General features: G+C 50.4%; 19 protein-coding genes. 10 read left to right on the top strand and 9 right to left on the bottom strand.

Annotated elements, in window-relative coordinates:
- Positions 1-174: 174 nt before the first annotated feature.
- Complete coding sequence (locus ACR02O_RS01775; protein WP_494522679.1) at positions 175-1,167, bottom strand: FecR family protein; 993 nt, start codon at positions 1,165-1,167, stop codon at positions 175-177.
- 73 nt (positions 1,168-1,240) lie between these two features.
- On the bottom strand, positions 1,241-1,756 hold the full coding sequence (locus tag ACR02O_RS01770; RefSeq protein ID WP_494522678.1) for an RNA polymerase sigma factor: 516 nt from the start codon (positions 1,754-1,756) through the stop codon (positions 1,241-1,243).
- Positions 1,757-2,176: 420 nt separating this feature from the next.
- On the opposite strand from ACR02O_RS01770, the gene ACR02O_RS01765 reads away from it, so the two are divergent.
- The gene (locus ACR02O_RS01765) at positions 2,177-4,585 is read left to right on the top strand and encodes a TonB-dependent siderophore receptor (RefSeq protein ID WP_494522677.1); all 2,409 of its coding nucleotides are present in this window, start codon (positions 2,177-2,179) and stop codon (positions 4,583-4,585) included.
- 510 nt (positions 4,586-5,095) lie between these two features.
- Positions 5,096-5,836 (top strand): monofunctional biosynthetic peptidoglycan transglycosylase, encoded by a 741-nt coding sequence (gene mtgA, locus ACR02O_RS01760; RefSeq protein WP_458138647.1) that lies wholly within the window; start codon positions 5,096-5,098, stop codon positions 5,834-5,836.
- Positions 5,837-5,843: 7 nt separating this feature from the next.
- On the opposite strand, the gene yjgA is transcribed toward mtgA, so the two are convergent.
- Positions 5,844-6,491: a ribosome biogenesis factor YjgA gene (gene yjgA / locus ACR02O_RS01755; protein ID WP_494522676.1), complete on the bottom strand. Its 648-nt coding sequence runs from the start codon at positions 6,489-6,491 to the stop codon at positions 5,844-5,846.
- Between the two features lies 1 nt (position 6,492).
- A complete protein-coding gene (locus tag ACR02O_RS01750; RefSeq protein ID WP_458138645.1) occupies positions 6,493-6,720 on the bottom strand; it encodes a hypothetical protein in 228 nt (75 codons plus the stop codon).
- A gap of 438 nt (positions 6,721-7,158) precedes the next feature.
- Here ACR02O_RS01750 and rdgC point away from each other — a divergent pair, with 438 nt between their 5' ends.
- Both rdgC and ACR02O_RS01740 read left to right on the top strand, forming a co-directional pair.
- Positions 7,159-8,067, top strand: coding sequence for a recombination-associated protein RdgC (rdgC, locus tag ACR02O_RS01745; RefSeq protein WP_458138644.1), 909 nt, complete (start codon positions 7,159-7,161; stop codon positions 8,065-8,067).
- Positions 8,067-9,032: a L,D-transpeptidase family protein gene (locus tag ACR02O_RS01740; RefSeq protein ID WP_205451741.1), complete on the top strand. Its 966-nt coding sequence runs from the start codon at positions 8,067-8,069 to the stop codon at positions 9,030-9,032. The genes rdgC and ACR02O_RS01740 overlap by 1 nt, the downstream gene beginning before the upstream one ends.
- 66 nt (positions 9,033-9,098) lie before the next feature.
- On the opposite strand, the gene ACR02O_RS01735 is transcribed toward ACR02O_RS01740, so the two are convergent.
- Positions 9,099-9,377 carry an Lpp/OprI family alanine-zipper lipoprotein gene (locus ACR02O_RS01735; protein WP_165385904.1) on the bottom strand — a complete coding sequence of 93 codons (279 nt, stop codon included), beginning with the start codon at positions 9,375-9,377 and terminating at the stop codon, positions 9,099-9,101.
- An 84-nt stretch (positions 9,378-9,461) separates the two neighbouring features.
- Complete coding sequence (locus tag ACR02O_RS01730) at positions 9,462-10,016, bottom strand: L,D-transpeptidase family protein (RefSeq protein ID WP_033158317.1); 555 nt, start codon at positions 10,014-10,016, stop codon at positions 9,462-9,464.
- Between the two features lie 72 nt (positions 10,017-10,088).
- Here ACR02O_RS01730 and ACR02O_RS01725 point away from each other — a divergent pair, with 72 nt between their 5' ends.
- A complete protein-coding gene (locus ACR02O_RS01725) occupies positions 10,089-11,723 on the top strand; it encodes an alpha-D-glucose phosphate-specific phosphoglucomutase (protein ID WP_494522675.1) in 1,635 nt (544 codons plus the stop codon).
- A gap of 46 nt (positions 11,724-11,769) precedes the next feature.
- Here ACR02O_RS01725 and ACR02O_RS01720 read toward each other — a convergent pair whose 3' ends face one another.
- Positions 11,770-13,881, bottom strand: a complete 2,112-nt coding sequence (locus ACR02O_RS01720; RefSeq protein WP_494522674.1) for a hypothetical protein — start codon at positions 13,879-13,881, stop codon at positions 11,770-11,772.
- A 295-nt stretch (positions 13,882-14,176) separates the two neighbouring features.
- Here ACR02O_RS01720 and ACR02O_RS01715 point away from each other — a divergent pair, with 295 nt between their 5' ends.
- Positions 14,177-14,383 carry a cold-shock protein gene (locus tag ACR02O_RS01715; RefSeq protein WP_033158255.1) on the top strand — a complete coding sequence of 69 codons (207 nt, stop codon included), beginning with the start codon at positions 14,177-14,179 and terminating at the stop codon, positions 14,381-14,383.
- Positions 14,384-14,597: 214 nt separating this feature from the next.
- On the top strand, positions 14,598-14,864 hold the full coding sequence (locus tag ACR02O_RS01710; protein WP_020484270.1) for a hypothetical protein: 267 nt from the start codon (positions 14,598-14,600) through the stop codon (positions 14,862-14,864).
- Between the two features lie 225 nt (positions 14,865-15,089).
- Here ACR02O_RS01710 and ACR02O_RS01705 read toward each other — a convergent pair whose 3' ends face one another.
- Positions 15,090-15,776 carry a zinc ribbon domain-containing protein gene (locus tag ACR02O_RS01705; protein WP_494522673.1) on the bottom strand — a complete coding sequence of 229 codons (687 nt, stop codon included), beginning with the start codon at positions 15,774-15,776 and terminating at the stop codon, positions 15,090-15,092.
- Between the two features lie 256 nt (positions 15,777-16,032).
- Here ACR02O_RS01705 and mutY point away from each other — a divergent pair, with 256 nt between their 5' ends.
- The 3 genes from mutY to ACR02O_RS01690 all read left to right on the top strand — a co-directional run bounded on the left by mutY (position 16,033) and on the right by ACR02O_RS01690 (position 18,053).
- Positions 16,033-17,100 (top strand): A/G-specific adenine glycosylase, encoded by a 1,068-nt coding sequence (mutY, locus tag ACR02O_RS01700; protein ID WP_494522672.1) that lies wholly within the window; start codon positions 16,033-16,035, stop codon positions 17,098-17,100.
- A complete protein-coding gene (locus ACR02O_RS01695) occupies positions 17,084-17,353 on the top strand; it encodes an oxidative damage protection protein (RefSeq protein ID WP_494522671.1) in 270 nt (89 codons plus the stop codon). Before mutY ends, ACR02O_RS01695 begins: the two co-directional genes overlap by 17 nt.
- 154 nt (positions 17,354-17,507) lie before the next feature.
- Positions 17,508-18,053 (top strand): globin family protein, encoded by a 546-nt coding sequence (locus ACR02O_RS01690; RefSeq protein ID WP_494522670.1) that lies wholly within the window; start codon positions 17,508-17,510, stop codon positions 18,051-18,053.
- Positions 18,054-18,110: 57 nt separating this feature from the next.
- Here ACR02O_RS01690 and ACR02O_RS01685 read toward each other — a convergent pair whose 3' ends face one another.
- Complete coding sequence (locus ACR02O_RS01685) at positions 18,111-18,557, bottom strand: hypothetical protein (protein WP_494522669.1); 447 nt, start codon at positions 18,555-18,557, stop codon at positions 18,111-18,113.
- Between the last annotated feature and the right edge of the window lie 60 nt (positions 18,558-18,617).

Below are 18,617 nucleotides of genomic sequence, written 5' to 3'. Positions count from 1 at the left end.
ATTCTCCCTTAGCGAATGAATTGATCCCCCGAAAGATTGGGGTTGCAATGGAGACGGGCGAAATGCGTTTTCCCTCAGCTTGACGGTAAAACTATTTTTTGAAGCTAAGAAGATATGGCTGAATGGCGGCGAGCTTTGTCGGGCGATTTGGCTAGGCAATAAGCTTTGTGATGCTCAAGCGATCACCACCAGCCACGGTGTAAATCGGTAAATCCGGATTGGCAGGGTTTGTTGTAACGACTCCAGGGTTTTATCGGTGTCGCGAATATCGAAACGGCCGCTGACTTTCATGTCCTGCAATACCTGATTGCGGATTATCAGGCTACCGCGCCGATAGCGGCCAATTTCCGCAATCACCTTCTTGAGCGGCACATTATCGAACGAGACGCTGCCTTTTAACCATGCCGTGGCATTGTCGGCGGGCTGGTGGCGGATTTCGCCTTGGTGGCGAGCGCTGACCTCCATGCTGTCATTGGCGTTCAAGGTGGCCGGATTTTGCCGATCCCGGCTGACTTCCACCACCCCATTCACCACGCTGACCGTGTCGCTGTCGGCGTCTTCCTTAACCACGAAACGTGTACCCAATACCCGTGTGTTGCTGTAGCGGCCATCCACTTGAAAAGGATGTTGAGAGTCGTGTTGCACCTCAAAAAATGCCTCGCCCCGGGCTAGCTGGACATGGCGCCGGCCATTACGCATGTTAACGTTAAGCGCGGTACCGGAGTTTAAAGTGACTTGGCTGCCGTCGCTGAGCTGTACGGTTTTTATTTCGCCGACGGCGGTGCAGTAGTCGGCCTGCCAGCAGCTTAATGCCGGCTGATAAATAAGCGCGGCGATGACTAGGCAGGCGGCTGCGGCTAACAACGGTTTGGCGTCGGGGGCGATATCTAAACGCCGCCTTGGGCTGTTGGCTGGTTTACTATTCAGCGAAATCTGTGGCGACAGCGTGGCGGCGTCCAGCGTGGCGTGGAAATCGGCATCCTCCCAAAATGCAGTGATTTCGGCATAGGCCTCGCGGTGAGCAGGGTCGGCTTGGTGCCAGATTTGAAATAGCCGGCGTTCGTCTACCGTTACCGACTCGGCACGCAGCCGGACAAACCACATTATCGCCTGCTCGCTAATGGCATCGGGCTTATCAGAGTCTGCGGGTGGTTGGTTTTCGGTCATGGCTGCATTATAAGGCGCTGGGCTAGGCGTATGCCTGGGGAATATCGGTACGACGGTTAAGGCGGCAAAAACCTCAGTCGGTCCGATAGGGGCGGCCGAAATGACTGCCTAGCTGTTTGCGGCAATACATCAAGCCTTTAATAATGTGTTTCTCGACGGCGCTCTCGGAAATACCCAAAACGCTAGCTACCTCCCGATAACTCAATCCATGAATTTTATGCAAGATAAATGCATCGCGGCAGCGCGGCGGTAACTCGTAGATGGTTTGTTGCAACAGGGTGCGCCATTGCTGATCCGCTAATTCGGCTTCCACTCCGGCCAGTTGCGGCTCATCCAGATGCCGCGTCGCTTCCTGATGACGCTCGACGACTTTATGGTGGCGCAGGTGATCCATCGCCAGATTGCTGGCGGTGCGGTATAAAAATCCGCGCGGGTGGTCTATGGAGGTATCGTTGGCGGTGCGGGCCAAGATCAGATAGCTTTCTTGCAGCAAATCTTCCGCGGTTTCCGGGCATTTGACTATCCGCAGCAAATGGTGCAGCAGCTCCTTGCAATGCAGTCGATACAGCGAGCTGATGTCCGGGGTCATGAGGCAGGGCTGGGTTTCAGTGGTTTCAGAAGCTCCGTCCCATGCCTGATTCGTGCCAGTAATGATTCAAATGCCGGCCAAGGCGCCGAATATCCTGATATTGCTGGATTGGAGCAAAGATCGGTGGTTCGCATGCGCGCTACCCGCACACATTTAACCGGTGTTGAATAGGTTATATGGCGCATCTGGCGCGGCATATAACCTATTTTTTGATGGTGGCCGGTATGATACCGGAAAGCAAAATAGGGGGACTGATTAGCGGCTTAGCGAAATGCCGAGAAAAGCGTTCGATGAGTCGGGGCCTGCAATGTCAGCAGCAGCCAATTAGTTGCCATGAATTTTTGTGCCTCACCTCCTGTTTTCTGCCTGTCGTGCGTCAAAACAACGATAGTCATTATTTAACAACAGCGAGGGAAATTCATGGCGTTGAAACAAACATTTAGCGGCGGCCTGTTTGGACATGCTTCGGCACTGGTATTGGGGGCTGTGTTGGCGGTTTCCGGTACCGCGGCGGCAGATAGTGTCAGTCGGGCTTTCAGTATCCCCGCAGGCTCTCTGTCTACCGCGCTGAATCGCTTGGCGGAATCCGGCGGCTTGCAACTGGTCTACGACACGGCAATCACCGAGGGTCTGCAAAGCAAGGGCCTTAGCGGCCATTACACCCCGGAAGCCGCGTTGCAACGGTTGCTGGCAGACAGCGGATTGAGTTACCGCATCGCCGAGAACGGCAATATAGTGATCGAAAGACAGTCTCTGAATTACAAACAGGACCCTACGGCCTTGCCGGCGGTGAATGTGGTGGGTAAAAAGGTATATGATCCTAACGACCCTTTCAGCCAGTTCTATGCGGTGCCGAATGCATCAACAGCGACCAAAACCGATATTGCGATTATGGACACCCCGGTATCTATCCAGGTTGTGCCCAAATCGATCATGAACGATCAGCAAGCGATCCGCATCGAAGACGCCTTGACGCAAAACGTCAGTGGGGTGCAACGGGCTTACGGTACGGCGGATATGTACGAAAGCTTCATTATTCGCGGCTTTGCTTCCGACGATCAAATGTACCGCAATGGTTTCAGGCGCTCGATGGGCAAGTTCGATCCGGCGAATATCGAACAGCTCGAGGTATTGAAAGGTCCGGCATCCGTGCTTTATGGAAGGTTGCAACCCGGCGGTATGGTTAATTATGTGACCAAAAAGGCGTTGGATGTGCCTTACTATTCCTTGCAGCAGCAATTTGGCTCCTTCAGTGAATTTCGTACCACGGTGGATGCAACCGGGCCGCTGGATAAGGATAAAACCCTGTTGTACCGATTTAATGCCGCTTACGACGAAGGCAATTCTTTCAGAGATTTTGTTGATCACGAGCGGGTATTTATTGCGCCGAAATTGACTTGGCGGCCCAACGACCGCTTCGAAGCCAATGTCGAAATAGAGAAACGCCATGAAAATTACACGGAAGATTATGGCGTGCCGGTATCGGGCAATCGGCCTGTTACAAACCGCAGATCCTTATTTACCGGCGATCCGGCCATCAAACCCAGCCAAGACACTACGCTGGTTTATGCGGATTGGAGCTTCAAATTCAATGATGACTGGGGGCTAAGGCATAAATTTCAGTGGGACGAGACCGACATCGTATTCGGCGGCGTTGCGCCTAATAGTAAAATTAACGCGGATGGGCATACTCTGGATCGATTTGGCATCCTCGGCACCAGTAACCGCCGCTCTTACTCAACCAGCCTGGATCTCACCGGAAAGTTTCAAACTTTCGGCCTCAAACATAATGTTTTAGTGGGGGGCGATTGGTTCTTTTTTAATCAGGATGCGCCGGACAATAACTTTAGTTACGGCACCATACCGACATTCGATATCAACAATCCCCAATACGGCAATTTCGACATGGCGGCTCTGCGCGCCGAGCCCGCCAATTGGTTTTGGCGCTCGCGCGACGATTGGTATGGGGTGTATTTTCAAGACCAAATTACCTTGTGGGATAAGCTGCACATCATGGGCGGCGGGCGTTACGATATGGCAGGTTACGGCGGCTACGGCGGTACCTCCTGGGATGAAACCAAGGCTGGATTCAGCATGCAGCACGAAGATAAATTCAGTCCGCGGGTAGGTATCGTTTACCAGCCTTGGGATTGGTTGTCTGTATATGGCAATTACGTTGAATCATTCGGTACGAATAACGGCCGTTCCGCTACCGGCGGCAATTTTGCACCGCAAGCCGCCGAGCAGTATGAAATCGGTTTCAAAACCGAGTTTTTCGATAAACGCCTGTCGTCAACAGTGGCGTATTATCATTTAACTAAAAATAATCTGATGACTTTCGACTTGAGCACGCCGGACCCCACCGATCAAAAAACTATCGGCGAGGCGCGTAGTCAGGGCATTGAAGTGGATATCAAAGGCCAGATTACCGATGAATTCAGCCTGGTGACGACCTACGCTTACACCGATGCAAGGTATACCAAGGATTACAGCGGCTTGCAGGGCAATCGGTTGTTGAATGTGCCTGAGCATCAAGCCAGTCTGTGGGGTACTTATCAATTCACTGAGCACTTCAAGGCTGGTCTCGGCGGTGTGGTCGTCGGCAAACGCGAAGGCGACAACACCAATACCTATCAATTGCCAGGCTATACCCGGCTGGACGCCATGATGGCCTACGTGCAACCTATAGGTAAAACCCGTCTGACCGCGCAAGTCAATGTCTATAATCTGCTGGATAAGGAATACTACACCGGCTCAACTTCTTGGTTGCCTACCGCCAACGTTGGCGCCCCTATTTCCGCCATGGGATCTTTGAAATTGGAATATTAATTCAATACGGGTTGATGGTGCTGCTGATAAAGCGGTGCCATTAGCCCCTTTTGAATATCCTCGTGTGAATATCCCCGTGCGAGAGCTTTATTTGGGATAGAGGATGGGCGTATGGACAACTCAGTCTTGCGGCTCATCGCCAACTCGATTTGAATTTTTACTGATTATTGAGCAGGCAGGAGGTATAGAGGGCTTCGTCATCCCTGCCCGGATAAAAGCGGTTTTCCGCGCTTTTATCCAGGTATCCTTGGCGTCTTGTTTTCCATGTTCACGGGGGAGAGAACTTAAACATCCTTGACACCGATCTTTATATAACAATATCCATGCCAAACCCTAAAGGCTGCGTGATTCAGGGGGGTTCGCTAACGTAGACGGCTACTCTATTAGTTTCTATGTTATTTGCCGCAATAATGGCTTTACTTTGCGGCATTTCCCGCAAAAGCTGCAGTTAGTCAATTCCGTGTTCAATCATGGATAATAAACATCTCAGTCACAACGCTCGAGTCGCTCGTGAAGCATTTCCGTCATCCGGCCCGCTATCGCCAATTTTGGCGTCAACCCAAAACGGCGCTTTCTTTACCGCAACGTTGCAAGCGCGGACTGGTTTATGCGGCGTTGTTTTTTGTAATCAGTTCGCTGCTGCTGGTAGGCGTTTTGCGGTACCTGCCCGCGCCGACGTCGGCATTCATGCTGCATCAGCATGTTGACGACCTGGTCGAAGGCCGACACTATAGAGGCATTGATCAGCGCTGGGTCAGTCGCCGGCATATTTCGCCGCACGCCTTTGCTGCGGTGGTCGCGTCCGAAGATCAATTGTTTTATCAGCATAACGGCTTTGATGTTGACGCCATCACCAAGGCTTTTAACCAATATTTGCGCGGCGGTAAACTGCGTGGGGCCAGTACGATCAGCCAGCAAGTCGCGAAGAATTTGTTTTTAAGCCCGGCTAAAAACTTCGGCCGCAAGGCGTTGGAGATTTGGTTTACGTTGTTGATCGAGGCGATCTGGGATAAGCAGCGGATTCTGGAAATGTATTTGAATATTGCCGAGTTCGGCGATCATTTATTTGGTATAGAAGCGGCCAGTCGCCGTTATTTCGGTATTTCCGCCCAGCAGTTATCTGCCAATCAGGCTGCGCTGTTGGCGGCGACATTGCCGAACCCAATATTGCTAAAAGCCGATCAGCCCAGCGCTTATGTACATAAACGCCAAAGCTGGATCTTGGGCCAGATGCGGGTATTGGGGAATTGATCGCGTGTTAATCCTCGGCATCCTGATTATCCTGCGCGTCCTCGTCAGAGAGCGGCAGGCCGGATGCATCGGCAATCAGTTCTTTCAGGTATTTGTATAACAAGCGCGCCGACTTAGGCGGTTTGGCTTCCTTGGCTTCTTTTTGCGCGTTGCGCTGCAATTGGCGCAAATGTTGGCTATCCGCGCCCGGAAATTCTTCCATAAATTGGGTCAGTTGCTGATTGCCATTGGCTGCCAGCAACAAATCGCGCCAGCGTTCGGCCTGATGATGTTCTCTGACCGCATGGGCGCTACGGTTTTTCATCCGCGCCAATTTTTCATGAATCGCGGCGGTATCCAGCTTTCTGAGCTGCGCGGTGATGTATTTCAACAAGCGCTTTCTGGCGGAGTTTTGCCCCATTTTGCCGGCATCGCGCATGGCTTGTTCTATGCTCTCGGGCAATTCGAATTCGGCGATATGCGCAGGGGATAGAGCACAAATTTCTTCAGCCATCGCAAATACTTCGGCTATTTCTTTTTTGATGCGGGTTTTGTTGGGGCGTATCGCGTAATGTTCGACTTCTTCTTCGTCGCTTTCGCCGTCGTCCTCCTCGTAATGGGTTTCGTCGTAATAATCTTCTTCTTCGAATTCTTCTTGGTAATCTTCGTCGTTCATGTCAAACCATTGCTATTAAGAAAAGCACGAACATCACTACCATCAACAGGGGCACAATAACGCTGGGCCAATCGGAGGGTGTTTGTTTGCTGCGCGCGATTGCGGCTTTGATGCCGGGCTGCATCCAGAACAAAAGCAGCAGCGCCAGGGCGCCGAGTATCAAGTTTTCCCAGGTTGACAGCATGATGCGACCGCTTTGTTGTGAGTGAGGGACTTTACTATGCGGCATTCTAGCAAACCTTGCCACGCAATAAGACATTGCTTGCTGCGACACATTAAAAGTCGTTTGTCTGGATTTGTCGCTAAGCGATTATTGCGGCTGGGTAAATTCAGTTATTCACAGAAGCTGTGGATAACTCTGTGTATTAAATGTCGAAAGCCTTTGCTGGTCCCCGGTAGCTCTGGGCTGCGGTCAAGTTGTATATTATTAGGTCACTATCATTAGTTAATAATAATCAATGATTTACAAATGATGCTTTGTATTTCAACGAGTTATTTTGTCAAGCGTTTTATGATCTTGCTGCAAACCGTTTAATGTGCATAACTTGTTTGCGCGCCAAGCAAATTTGCGGCCAAAATGTGTTTTTTGGCGAGTCTTTAAATGGGCTGGCTTATATGGTGTGCGTAAATTTGCGATAATGGCCGGTTTTTAAAAAAGAGTCATTTCATGTGGTTTAAAAATCTTGCAGTCTACCGTTTTACCGAGCCATTTACTTTGGATGCTGTTGCTTTGGAGCAAAAACTGCAACAACAGCCGTTTCGTTCCTGTGGCAGTCACGACGAGTTTAGTTTCGGCTGGACCTCGCCACTGGGTAGAGCTTCGGATGCGCTGGTGCATGCCAATAACGGCTTCTTGATGCTATGCGGCAAAAAAGAAGAAAAAGTGGTGCCGGCATCGGTGATCAACGAAATGCTGCAAGAGCGAATCAATGAAATCGAAGAGCGCGAAGCCCGCAAATTGCCGGCGAAAGAGCGTAGTCGGATTAAGGACGAATTGATATTCGAACTGTTGCCGCGGGCGTTTTCGTTTTCCCGCAAAACCTATGCTTATATCGATAGTCAAGGCGGCTGGTTGGTTGTGGATGCGGCATCGGCTAAAAAAGCCGAAGACATGCTCAGCCAATTGCGTAAATGTCTCGGTTCCTTGCCTATCGTACCGCTCACCGCTACCGCCAAACCGGCTGGCGTGATGACGCAATGGTTGATCGACAACATCTCGCCGAAAGATATTTTGATCGAAGACGAGTGCGAGTTGCGTTCGCCGGAAGAAGAAGGCTCGATTATTCGTTGCAAGCGTCACGACTTGGCCTTGCCGGAAATCAAGAATCATCTGGATAGCGGCAAGCAAGTGATTAAGCTGGCAATGAGCTGGGCCGAACGCATTTCGTTTGTGTTGGATGAGAACTTGGCGGTCAAGCGGCTAAAGTTTCTTGATCTTATCCAGGAGCAAGCCGCGGATATTGAGGCATTCGACGAAGTCGAGCAGTTTGATGCCGATTTTTCTATTATGACGGCGGAACTTGCTCAGTTTTTGCCGCGTCTGCTTGAATTATTTACTGCTGAAGGTAACGCCTAATGAAAACCCGTTTGTTATTCAGTTTGCTGCTGACAGCCAGTACGGCGGCGTCGGCACTGACGCTGCCGGCACCGGATAGGCCGGGTGACAGTTTGATAGGCAATCCGCCGCATGAGGTCAAATATGTCGCGGCCAAGCAGGAAGACACGCTGATTGACATCGCCGTCAACTTCCGACTGGGTCAGGACGAAATCGTGCTGGCCAATCCCCATGTTGACCGTTGGTTGCCGCGCGAAGGCACGCAGGTGCGGATTCCCAGTAGCTTTATACTGCCCAATGCGCCGCGCCAAGGGATCGTGATCAATCTGCCGGAAATGCGTATTTATTATTTTCCGGATTCTAGCAGGGTCGTAACCTATGCGATCGGCATCGGCCGGGAAGACAACTGGAAAACACCGCTAGGTAAAACCCATATAGCCGGTAAAACCGAAAATCCTTCTTGGACTCCGCCAAAATCGATCATTGCCGAGCACTTGGCCGATGGTGATGTATTGGAACCTTATTATCCACCCGGCCCCGATAACCCGCTGGGTCTGTTTGCGTTTAAACTTGGCATACCAGGCTATCTGATTCACAGCACCAACAAAACCAACGGTGTCGGCATGCGGGTAAGTCACGGCTGCATTCGAATGTATCCGGCCGACATCGAGCAGTTTTTTCCGATGGTCAAGGTTGGTACTCAGGTCAATATTGTTAATCAATCCATTAAGGTGGGCTGGTATCACGACACGTTGTATATGGAGGTCTATCCGGAAATGGAAGAAACGCCGGCTACTTATGAACAGCGCTTGCATACGGCATTGAATTTGATAGAGCAAGCCAACGGTGGGCAAATGCCGGTAATCAAAGGTTCTGTTTTAAAAGCGGCAGTAGAAAAAGCGACGGGTATTCCGGTGGCTATTTATGAGCGTCCTACCCAGACGCCTCCTGTCGTGCAAGGCCAAGCTGCTCCGGCAGCAAAATAGAGGCAACAAAAAAGCCCGTGGCCTTGCGGCTCACGGGCTTTTTAAAATCAACAACAGCAATAATGCTTATTTGTGTTGTGATTTTTTGAACATACGGTCCAATTTGCTGTTGGTGTCTTGAGCATATTGAGCAGCACGGTTAGCAGCAGCTTCAGCAGCAGCAGCTTTTGCAGCAGCTTCAGCAGCAGCGGCTTTAGCAGAAGCAGCGTCAGCAGATGCAGTAGCAACTTTGCCTTCCAAAGTGCCAACTCTTGCGTCCAAAGCTTCCAGGTCTGAAGTGCTTGCGCAACCGGTTGCCAAAGCTGCAATTGCAACAACTGCTGATAATGTAATAGCTCTCATCATGGTTTTCCCCTTGATTGTGGTTTCAAAAAATAATAAATGAAAAACGGTGGTAATTGTCCAACATTTTTTTGGATTTTACCAACATTATTTCACCGTTACGAGTGTCCCTTTTTCTACCCATTGACTTAACTGATCAATTTGATCATTAGTCAACGCGATACATCCGTGTGTCCAATTCATGGATCTGTGGATGGACAGACTACCGCTGCCCAAACCATGAATACCGATTTGCCCACCGAGATCGGTATTTTGCGGCGGAATTTGTCCGGCAGAATGCGCTCTGGCAATAGCTTCGTAAGTGTCGAGATCGATTTTGCCTTTTTTCAAGGCATTATCGGCATTGTCTACATTGGGGTAGGTTAGACCGAAGAATTTACGGAAAGCGCTTCTTTCGTTGATCCAGCCGATCCGATAGTTACCGAGCGGCGTGATGTCATCGCCGCGATGATTCTTTTCGCCGGCGCCATTGCGGCCAATAGCGATATTTTCCAGCACGGCAACTGTCTTGTCGCCCTTCCTGACTTCCATGCTTTGCGTCTGTGTATCCACCAGCAACCAAACATCCTGGTCAGCGAAACTGCGTGCCGATACGGTACAGCCCATCACAATCAAAACACCTAATAATTTTTTCTTTATCATGGCAATCTGTAAATAATCAAAGTTTTGGTGTAATTTAACCCTTTCGAAACGAGGTATTACAAAGGGTAGCATATGACAACAACAATCACCAAAACGACTCCCTACGATGATCAAAAACCCGGCACATCGGGCTTACGCAAAAAAGTCAAAGTCTTCCAGCAACCCAAATATCTGGAGAATTTCGTCCAATCCATCTTCGACAGTCTGGAGGATTTTCAGGGCAAAACCCTGGTGATTGGCGGTGACGGCCGCTACTTTAACCGCAAGGCCATTCAGATCATCATCAAGATGGCCGCAGCCAACGGTTTCGGTGAGCTCATTATAGGCCAAGGCGGCTTGTTGTCCACCCCTGCCGCATCAAATATTATTAGGAAATACAATGCTTTCGGAGGTATTGTTCTATCAGCTAGTCACAATCCAGGTGGTCCTGAAGAAGATTTTGGGATCAAGTACAACGTCGGCAACGGCGGCCCGGCTCCGGAAAAATTTACCGACAAACTGTACGAGAATACCAAAACCATCACCGGCTACAAAAAAGCCCGTTTCGGCGATATAGATTTAGACCTTATCGGTGAAGTCGAGAAAGGTGGCGTGAAAATTCGAATTATCGATTCGGTAGCCGATTACGCTGAATTAATGGCCAAGATATTCGATTTCGACCTGCTCAAACAAAGCATCCATAACGGCTTTATCACCTTACGTTTCGATGCGATGCATGCCATCACTGGGCCTTACGCCAAGCATATTCTGGAAGACACGTTGGGCGCAGCACCTGGCTCGGTATTTAATGCCGTGCCGCTGGAAGACTTCGGCGGCGGCCATCCAGACCCGAATATGGCCCATGCCCACGAACTTTGTGACATCATGTTCGGTGCCGATGCGCCTACTTTTGGTGCCGCGTCAGATGGCGATGGCGACCGCAATATGGTCATGGGCGCGAACATATTTGTTACTCCCAGCGACAGCTTGGCGATCATGGCCGCCAACGCCAAGCTGATCCCGGCCTATGCCAAAGGCATTAGCGGCGTGGCGCGTTCGATGCCGACCAGTCAGGCGGTAGACCGCGTCGCCGAGAAACTGAGTCTGCCATGCTACGAAACCCCAACCGGCTGGAAATTTTTCGGCAACCTGCTCGATGCCGACAAAATTACTATCTGCGGCGAAGAAAGCTTCGGCTCCGGCTCCAATCATGTCCGTGAAAAAGACGGCTTGTGGGCTGTGTTGTTTTGGTTGAATTTAATCGCGCGCAAACGCGAATCGGTGGAAGACATTGTCCATGAACACTGGCAAAAATACGGCCGCGACATTTATTGTCGCCACGATTACGAAGCGGTCGATTCGGAGATCGCCAACGGCATTGTCGCGCATTTGCGTAGCCAGTTAAGCAGCTTGCCTGGTAAAAGCTGGGGTGATTACGAAGTCAAATTTGCCGACGAGTTCAGTTACACCGATCCGGTCGATGGCAGTGTCAGCAGCAACCAAGGCATCCGTATCGGTTTTGTGAACGGCTCGCGCATCGTGTTCCGGCTGTCCGGTACGGGCACGGTCGGCGCTACTTTGCGTATTTATTTGGAACGCTACGAGCGTGATGTCAGCAAGCACGATCAGGATGCCCAAGTCGCGCTGGCGGAATTAATAGAGATTGCCGAGCAGTTGTGCGAGGTCAAAAAACGTACCGGCAGAACCGAGCCTGACGTCATCACTTGATCGAACTCGGCGGCATAATACGTTAGGTCTGGCTGAAGCGCCTGACCTAACGGCTTGATCCGTAAGCATCCCGCAAAATCTGTTCCGCCGTTCGACCGCCCTCCTCCAAAGCCTGAGCTCTGGCGATGGATAAACCCAGGCCGTGCCCGGCGCCTATGCCTGCAAATTGCCAGATTTGACCATCGGCAGCTATTACCGAGTCAGGGCAAGAAGGTAGCTTCAGGGTATTACGAAAAATCTCGCAACTGAGCAGCTCTTCGCTGGTCGGATAAAATAAGCGGATAAACAACTCGCCGTCTTTGCGCCGTTCGCGGCGAATATCCAGAATTTGATTTTCCGCAAATGCCCGGCTTAGCTCGGCGCTTGAGAGCTGCCGTTGCCAGTGCTGATCACCGCCGTTGGCAAACGGCAACCAGTTCAATCCGGATTTGGCCGCCAGTTGGTCCAAAAGCGTCAGTAACGCAATATCCGTGTGGCTGCTGCGTCGCGGCTTGTCCTCAGGCGACTCGCCGAGATAGACCATGCAATGCGTGGTGTCGCAAAGTGAGCTTGATTCATTGTGCCTATGGCTGCCGTGACTGCCGTTCCAGGCAATCACGGCCCGCATCGCGTCGCGTGCACTGCCTGCTAAATTTTGGGCCTCGGCAGCCAATACGCCATCGACATAGCTGTCGACATCAGTTTCCAGCACGGTTACTCCGTGTTCATCAGTTTGTCGTAGAACACCTTTCACCACCCGCTCGGATCGGCTGCCCCGTGCGCTGGAAACGATCCTGATTTGCCCGCAAACCGTAAAGCGCCCGTGTTGGTTAGCCACTAACGGACAGTCCGGCTCCGCACTCCAGCTATCTGGATCGGTAGGCGTTAACAAACTAACCCTAACTGCCGCAAAGCGGCTGGGATAGTCGCGTTGCCAAGTGCTTAGGAAGGCGGCAGCTTTGCTTAATATTGCTGCGCCACTGACGCGGCGTTGCCGAAATATCGCCAGAAATACCGGGTGCGTAGCTGGCCAGGCTAGCATTAAGTGGCCTGCCAAGGGGTGGCCGTCAACAGTCGATACCGTGCCGGTTTTTGCTAGAACTTGAAGTTGGCGCAACAATTTTTTATCGGTTTCGCGTTGCCCCGCCAAGGTGGAGTTGGGCAGGATACCGTTTTGACTCAGGCCGCGAAAATATTCCGGCTTCGATAGCAAGGCCGCCCGCATTGTTAGTGCCAGTTCGGGCAAGTTGGTCTGTAAAGCAAAATCGCCGTCGGCGTTACGTTCGCCCAGGTAAGATCGCCAGGTCTGCAGGTCCGATGGTTCAGTTTGCGCCGGAAGTTTTTGGTCTTTAATGGGCGACAATAACAGACGATAACGTTCGCCTTGAAATTGCTCGCGGCGCCGCAAAAGCTTTTCGGTATCGCTCGCCGCCAGTTCTGTACCTAGCAAATCCGGATCGGCTTGCGCCAATGCCGCCGCATAGGGAATTTTCAACAAGGAACCCGGGGGTAAGCGGCTGACTTGGTCGCCGCCGCTTACCAATATCCGCCCGGACAGCAGGCTCATCAACAGAAAGGAGCTATCCCCCGCATCATCAAATGCCTGACCAAGCATTTCATTTAATTTTGCCGACACGGCACACGGTTCGCTTGGCCAGCCGGCGTTAACCAACATTCGGGCCAATACCTCGCGATCATTGCTATCTAATTCGGCGCCTTGCCTCACCCGGTTCTTGATGCCTTGCAGTTCAAGCGAGCCGGGCCAGTCTCCAGGTGTTAGGCTCGCCGATTCGCCGCTAAAATACATCGCCCCCGCTTCTTCAGCCCAAGCCGGTAAGCGGCCGCCACAGCTGCGATGACTGGCTTCGTGAAATAGTTCGTGACGCAGATATACCGCCTCGCTCAGCCCGCCTTGCGGTTGTTGCCGCAGATAAATACTGCCTGGCCGCCAGCCGCCGGCATGGCGGCCGCTGAACGCTCCACTGGTCAACGCGGGGAACACCCGCACCGGATCATCCTCGCTAGGTATCTTGTAGCCTCGCGCCGCTAGTTCGCTAACGGCAATAGTCGCGGCTTGTCTTAATTCAGCTTGCTGGGTTAGCGCCCCGAAAAACAAAATCGCCGCGCCAACATCAAACAAATATTGCCGTCTGATGCATCGCTTTAATGAAGCATTCATTGGTAGTTAAAGGTTTATGCTGAGCGTGAGGAATCCCGCAAATTGCCGAATAGCGAAGATAAGTCCTGAAGTATCTAAATATTGGATTTTACGATTTAAATTGACAATCAGTCGAATCAGCCTAGAATGCAAGTCAGCTAGAAAATACGATTTACCCTTTGTCTACCAGCTCGATGTCTCTTCAGTAGTCCTTCGTCCTAGTTTTTCATTAAGTAATTTCCACATTTACCAGCGTGACCCGCCTTACTTTAGCTAAGGCATTATCTAAATTTTAATAGGACTTATTATGTCTACAATGACAACTGGCGTCGTAAAATGGTTTAACGCAGACAAAGGCTTCGGCTTTATCGAACAAAAACAAGGCCCTGACGTTTTCGTACATTTCAAAAACATTCTGAACCCAAACAACAGCTACAGAACGCTGGACGAAGGCCAGCATGTACAGTTCAAATTGGGCCGCGGCCCTAAAGGCCCACAAGCCGAAGAAGTAACCATCGTTTAAAGATTAAGCCGTAGTTGCCAATTGGTACCTACAGCTTTTTTGTTAGATAGAGTGGAAATCAAACGCGGTTTCCACTTTCGTTCATCCCCCCGTTTCATTTCAACGCACTGGATTGCTTTTAAAAGCTTCTAGCAAAGCATTCAGCAGACTAAACTTTAATTGTCCGCAATGGTCGAAAGGTCTTTGTAATTTTAATCAAGCAAAGAGGTGGGGCATGTCATTAAAAAACGAATTTGAAAGTTTGCTCGTTAATCTGGATTCGGTTCGCGAGGAACTGCAACTGAAGTTGCATCTGGCTTCAATGGATGCCAAGGACGAATTTGCAGAAGCGGAAAAACAGTGGTTGCAGATTAAAAGTAAAGCCGCTGAAATTGCCGACGAATCGATAGAGACTTCCGAAGAGTACATCGCCAAGGCCAAAATCGTTGGAGAGGAGTTGAAGGAAGCTTATCAGCGAGTAGCCAAGCGCCTTTCCGAGTGATCTGCCACAACTCAAAAAGCTGGCAAATTTAATTTGGTACCAGCCTTGCCGCTAGTGCGGGCTGGTTCATAAGTCTATTGCGTTTGGTATGAAATAAGTTGGAACAGGTAGCCGCCAATTGTGCTGACCATGGCGGCTTGGAGCCTATAAACTCAACGGCGGTTTTTGCAGTGTGGTTAAGCTATTGAATTAGCATCGCGACTTCAGCTGGAGATCTAGCTTTCCTCAGCTGTCCGAAACTGTTGTACTGCCAAGCTTAGATCCGCAATTTTGGCAATATTGTTGATCAACCGAAACCTTCGCTTCGCATGCGGGACATGTATTGGATGATTGGGTTTTATGTCCGCAGGCATTACAAAAATGAGTATTTGCGGTAATGTCGGCACCGGATTGCTGACAGGCCGGGTTTTGCTGGGGGAGAAGCCTTGATAACATTTTAACCAGCTTGGTAATGGTATCAACCAGATAAGTCGCATGGCTATACGCCCTGAACACCAACCAAATACTGACGCTTACGATTAGAATGATCGCGCTACTATGGTAAATCGTTCTTCCCAAGCTATCGACGAATGGCGCCAATAACTCCCAGAACAACGCCTGTATGGTAATCAAAATCAACAGAGCGGTTAACGGCTCCGCAATACCTCTGGCAAATGACAACGCACCGCCGCTGTTGGGAATGGCCTCTATCACGTAGCCGGCAAAAAAATAAAACAAGATTAATGCTGCCAGCCTGGCGAAAAACCAGACTACGGCCGCGGCCTTGAATACGCCGGCCACTTCCAATTCCGTCATTACCGGTACTAGTGTAATTAGCTGGCCTATTGTCAGGATGCTGGCAATGGTAATGAATAGCTGGGCGGCCCGCTGCCATGCGTTGCTAGATGAGGAAATCAGAGAAAACATAAGCATTGCAACTCCTGTTTGTAGGGGACTGAATTTGACCAATCATTTAGCTCGTTGGACGGGCTTGATTCCTTAAATAGAGAATATCACACAAAAAAGTGGATAACCTTCCTTGCTAAACAACCTGGCAGAGTACTCAAGCATTGTCTGGATATTTCCGGTTCGGATATCACAGGCGCAAAACGGCTTTTGCCTTATCTAAATCCTTTACGGTACTATTCGGTGGCTATGCCTAATTGATTTTTCCCTTCCCCCAAGCGACATGTCCCCCGAACAATTCCAACAAAAGCTCTTTAATTGGTTTGATAGCCATGGCCGCAAGGATTTGCCATGGCAACTGGACATTAATCCTTATCGAGTGTGGGTGTCGGAGATTATGTTGCAGCAAACGCAAGTAGTCAGCGTGATTGCATATTTCAATCGCTTCGTCGCCAGATTTCCGACGGTACAAAGCCTGGCGAGCGCAGAACTGGACGAAGTCTTACAGCACTGGTCCGGGCTTGGCTATTATGCGCGCGCCAGAAATCTTTACAAAACCGCGCAAATCGTTGCCGGCAATGCCGGCGTATTCCCGCAAACCGTCGCAGAACTCAGTGCCTTGCCCGGTATCGGCCGCTCCACTGCGGGGGCGATACTCAGCATCGCTTGCGGGCAAAGCCAGCCCATATTGGACGGCAACGTCAAGCGCGTGTTGGCGCGGTTTCATGCCGTGCATGGCTGGCCAGGTGACAATAAAGTGGCTGCGCAGCTTTGGCAAATTAGTCAGCGCTATACGCCGACGCAAAGAACCGGCGACTACACCCAGGCGATGATGGATTTAGGGGCCACGCTCTGCACCCGCAGTAAACCTCTATGCGAGATCTGCCCAGTTGCAGAAGGTTGTCAGGCCAGGCAGTTGGGCTTAGTAAAACAGTTGCCAGGCTCCAAGCCTCGCAAGAATGTACCGGTAAAACAACTATATTTTTTGCTGTTGCTAGACAAGGAAAACCGGGTTTTATTGGAAAGGCGGCCACCGACCGGCATTTGGGGCGGGCTATGGAGTCTGCCGGAGTTTGCCGATCCCCAGGCTTTGCAAGACTGGTGCCTGCAACGCAATTACCGAATCCATGCCTCACAAACTTTGGCTGACCAGCGACACAGTTTCTCGCATTATCATTTGGACTACACACCGTTCCTGGCGAAATTGGAAAACCCTATAAACAATGTGATGGAAGGCGAGCGGGCGGTTTGGTATAAAACCGCCGAGATTAATACTTTAGGTATGCCGGCGCCGATCAAGCGTCTGCTGCAACAACATGTCACAGAGGATCAAAATGACGAGAGTGATTAAATGCGTAAAACTGGGCGTTGAGGCTGAGGGTCTGGATGCGCCACCGTTTCCGGGTGTAAACGGCCAACGCATTTTCGAACATGTATCGAAACAGGCCTGGAAGGACTGGTTAGCGATGCAAACCATGATAATTAACGAGCAGCGGCTGTCCAGTTTCGATCCGGCCGCGAAAAAAATATTGGAAGCCGAGCGCGAGAAATTTTTGTTTGCCGGTGGTTTCGAGCTGCCGGAAGGCTATGTGCCGAAAAAATAGTGCCGTTTGGGCTTTAGGCGCTTTGTCAGCTGGTTAGTATTTGCAAAGTTACGTGTATGGCTTTTGTATAGTGTTAATCCGGTTAAAAGGTTGACAAAAACACCGTGACTGGAAAGCTCAGGATGCATGTTAAAACTATCATCCGGAGAAAAGTATGAACGCAACTGTAGCACCTCAGATCCATGCCTTGCGCGCCGCTCTCAGCGACCACGTCCTGATGGGTAAAATAATCGATGTGTTTTATGCAAAAATGCTGGACGACTATCGGATTAACCGCTTCTTCTTTACCCGCCCGGCTGCTGAGCAGGCTGATGCGCTAAAAGCCTATTTGAAAGCTTACTTCAATAGCTTAAATAGTGACGATGAGAGAGTATTAGAGGCATTGGATGGGTATTTTACGGCAGCGTTTGCCCGCACCAACGCCAAACCGAGTTTGGTTACCGGCAACGATTTTGCCTTCCTGCTGGATATCGTTGGCGGGCAAGAGATAAGAAGCATCACGTTGTTAACGCCGGCTCATAGTTTTTTGATCAAGCTCGGTCCTGACGATTTCCATTACGACATCGTGATGGAGCATTTGGCCGCCTCTTTAAAGCAATTGAATATCGCCGAAGATTTGGCTTATCAAATCCTGGCTTTGGCGGAGAAAGGTCGAGATGGCTTGTTGGCTAGAGGCGTAGAAGTTAAGAAAGCCGCTTGAATAGCGTTTTAGTCGTTCGAGTTTCGTTCGCTTAGGCATTGCCTAAGCGAACAATCACTAGCTGTCTTCCTTGATCATGGCAACAAGAAAATCTACGAAGCTCTGAATGGCTAAGCCGGTGCCCACTGCGGTTGCCATGTTTGCCAGTAATTTGCTGACAACACCTAAAAGTCTTTCAAGCAGTTTGTGGCCGCCGATAATTTCTATTCCGTACAGCAAAAATTCGCCTAAAAAATGATTGATGACGGCGAGCTTTAGATTTAGCTGGGTTCCCAATAAGCCTTGCGCTAACAAGGTGTGGGTTTCCGCACGTTGCAAGCCGTCTTTTAGCGCCGAAAAGTTTGGGTTAAGCTCCATCCAGGCTTTTTTATAATCGTCGCGAAATTTCGGCTGAAAATACTCGCCGTTATTTATCACCTTCTCTAAAAACTGCTGCAGAGCATCAACGAAATTCAGCAACCTTTTTCTGTCATCTTCGCCAGCCCCAAAGACAAATTTTTCCACTCGCTGTTCCTTCTATATGATGTCGGCGTTCTCACCAAAAAATGGCAGGCTGCCGTTTAA

This window comes from Methylomonas sp. PHL2-19, assembly GCF_059331595.1.
Note: the sequence above shows the minus strand (reverse complement) of the source record. Positions and strands in the feature narration are given on the sequence as shown.

Excerpts from the sequence above, each read along its gene's own strand:
- ACR02O_RS01715 (WP_033158255.1), top strand. The coding sequence starts at position 14,177 with ATGACAACTGGCGTCGTAAAATGGTTTAACGCAGACAAAGGCTTCGGC.
- ACR02O_RS01775 (WP_494522679.1), bottom strand. The coding sequence starts at position 1,167 with ATGACCGAAAACCAACCACCCGCAGACTCTGATAAGCCCGATGCCATT.
- mutY (WP_494522672.1), top strand. The coding sequence starts at position 16,033 with ATGTCCCCCGAACAATTCCAACAAAAGCTCTTTAATTGGTTTGATAGC.
- ACR02O_RS01740 (WP_205451741.1), top strand. The coding sequence starts at position 8,067 with ATGAAAACCCGTTTGTTATTCAGTTTGCTGCTGACAGCCAGTACGGCG.
- ACR02O_RS01705 (WP_494522673.1), bottom strand. The coding sequence starts at position 15,776 with ATGCTTATGTTTTCTCTGATTTCCTCATCTAGCAACGCATGGCAGCGG.
- ACR02O_RS01690 (WP_494522670.1), top strand. The coding sequence starts at position 17,508 with ATGAACGCAACTGTAGCACCTCAGATCCATGCCTTGCGCGCCGCTCTC.
- ACR02O_RS01750 (WP_458138645.1), bottom strand. The coding sequence starts at position 6,720 with ATGCCGCATAGTAAAGTCCCTCACTCACAACAAAGCGGTCGCATCATG.
- ACR02O_RS01770 (WP_494522678.1), bottom strand. The coding sequence starts at position 1,756 with ATGACCCCGGACATCAGCTCGCTGTATCGACTGCATTGCAAGGAGCTG.
- rdgC (WP_458138644.1), top strand. The coding sequence starts at position 7,159 with ATGTGGTTTAAAAATCTTGCAGTCTACCGTTTTACCGAGCCATTTACT.
- ACR02O_RS01725 (WP_494522675.1), top strand. The coding sequence starts at position 10,089 with ATGACAACAACAATCACCAAAACGACTCCCTACGATGATCAAAAACCC.
- yjgA (WP_494522676.1), bottom strand. The coding sequence starts at position 6,491 with ATGAACGACGAAGATTACCAAGAAGAATTCGAAGAAGAAGATTATTAC.
- ACR02O_RS01720 (WP_494522674.1), bottom strand. The coding sequence starts at position 13,881 with ATGAATGCTTCATTAAAGCGATGCATCAGACGGCAATATTTGTTTGAT.
- ACR02O_RS01735 (WP_165385904.1), bottom strand. The coding sequence starts at position 9,377 with ATGATGAGAGCTATTACATTATCAGCAGTTGTTGCAATTGCAGCTTTG.
- ACR02O_RS01710 (WP_020484270.1), top strand. The coding sequence starts at position 14,598 with ATGTCATTAAAAAACGAATTTGAAAGTTTGCTCGTTAATCTGGATTCG.
- ACR02O_RS01765 (WP_494522677.1), top strand. The coding sequence starts at position 2,177 with ATGGCGTTGAAACAAACATTTAGCGGCGGCCTGTTTGGACATGCTTCG.
- ACR02O_RS01695 (WP_494522671.1), top strand. The coding sequence starts at position 17,084 with ATGACGAGAGTGATTAAATGCGTAAAACTGGGCGTTGAGGCTGAGGGT.
- ACR02O_RS01730 (WP_033158317.1), bottom strand. The coding sequence starts at position 10,016 with ATGATAAAGAAAAAATTATTAGGTGTTTTGATTGTGATGGGCTGTACC.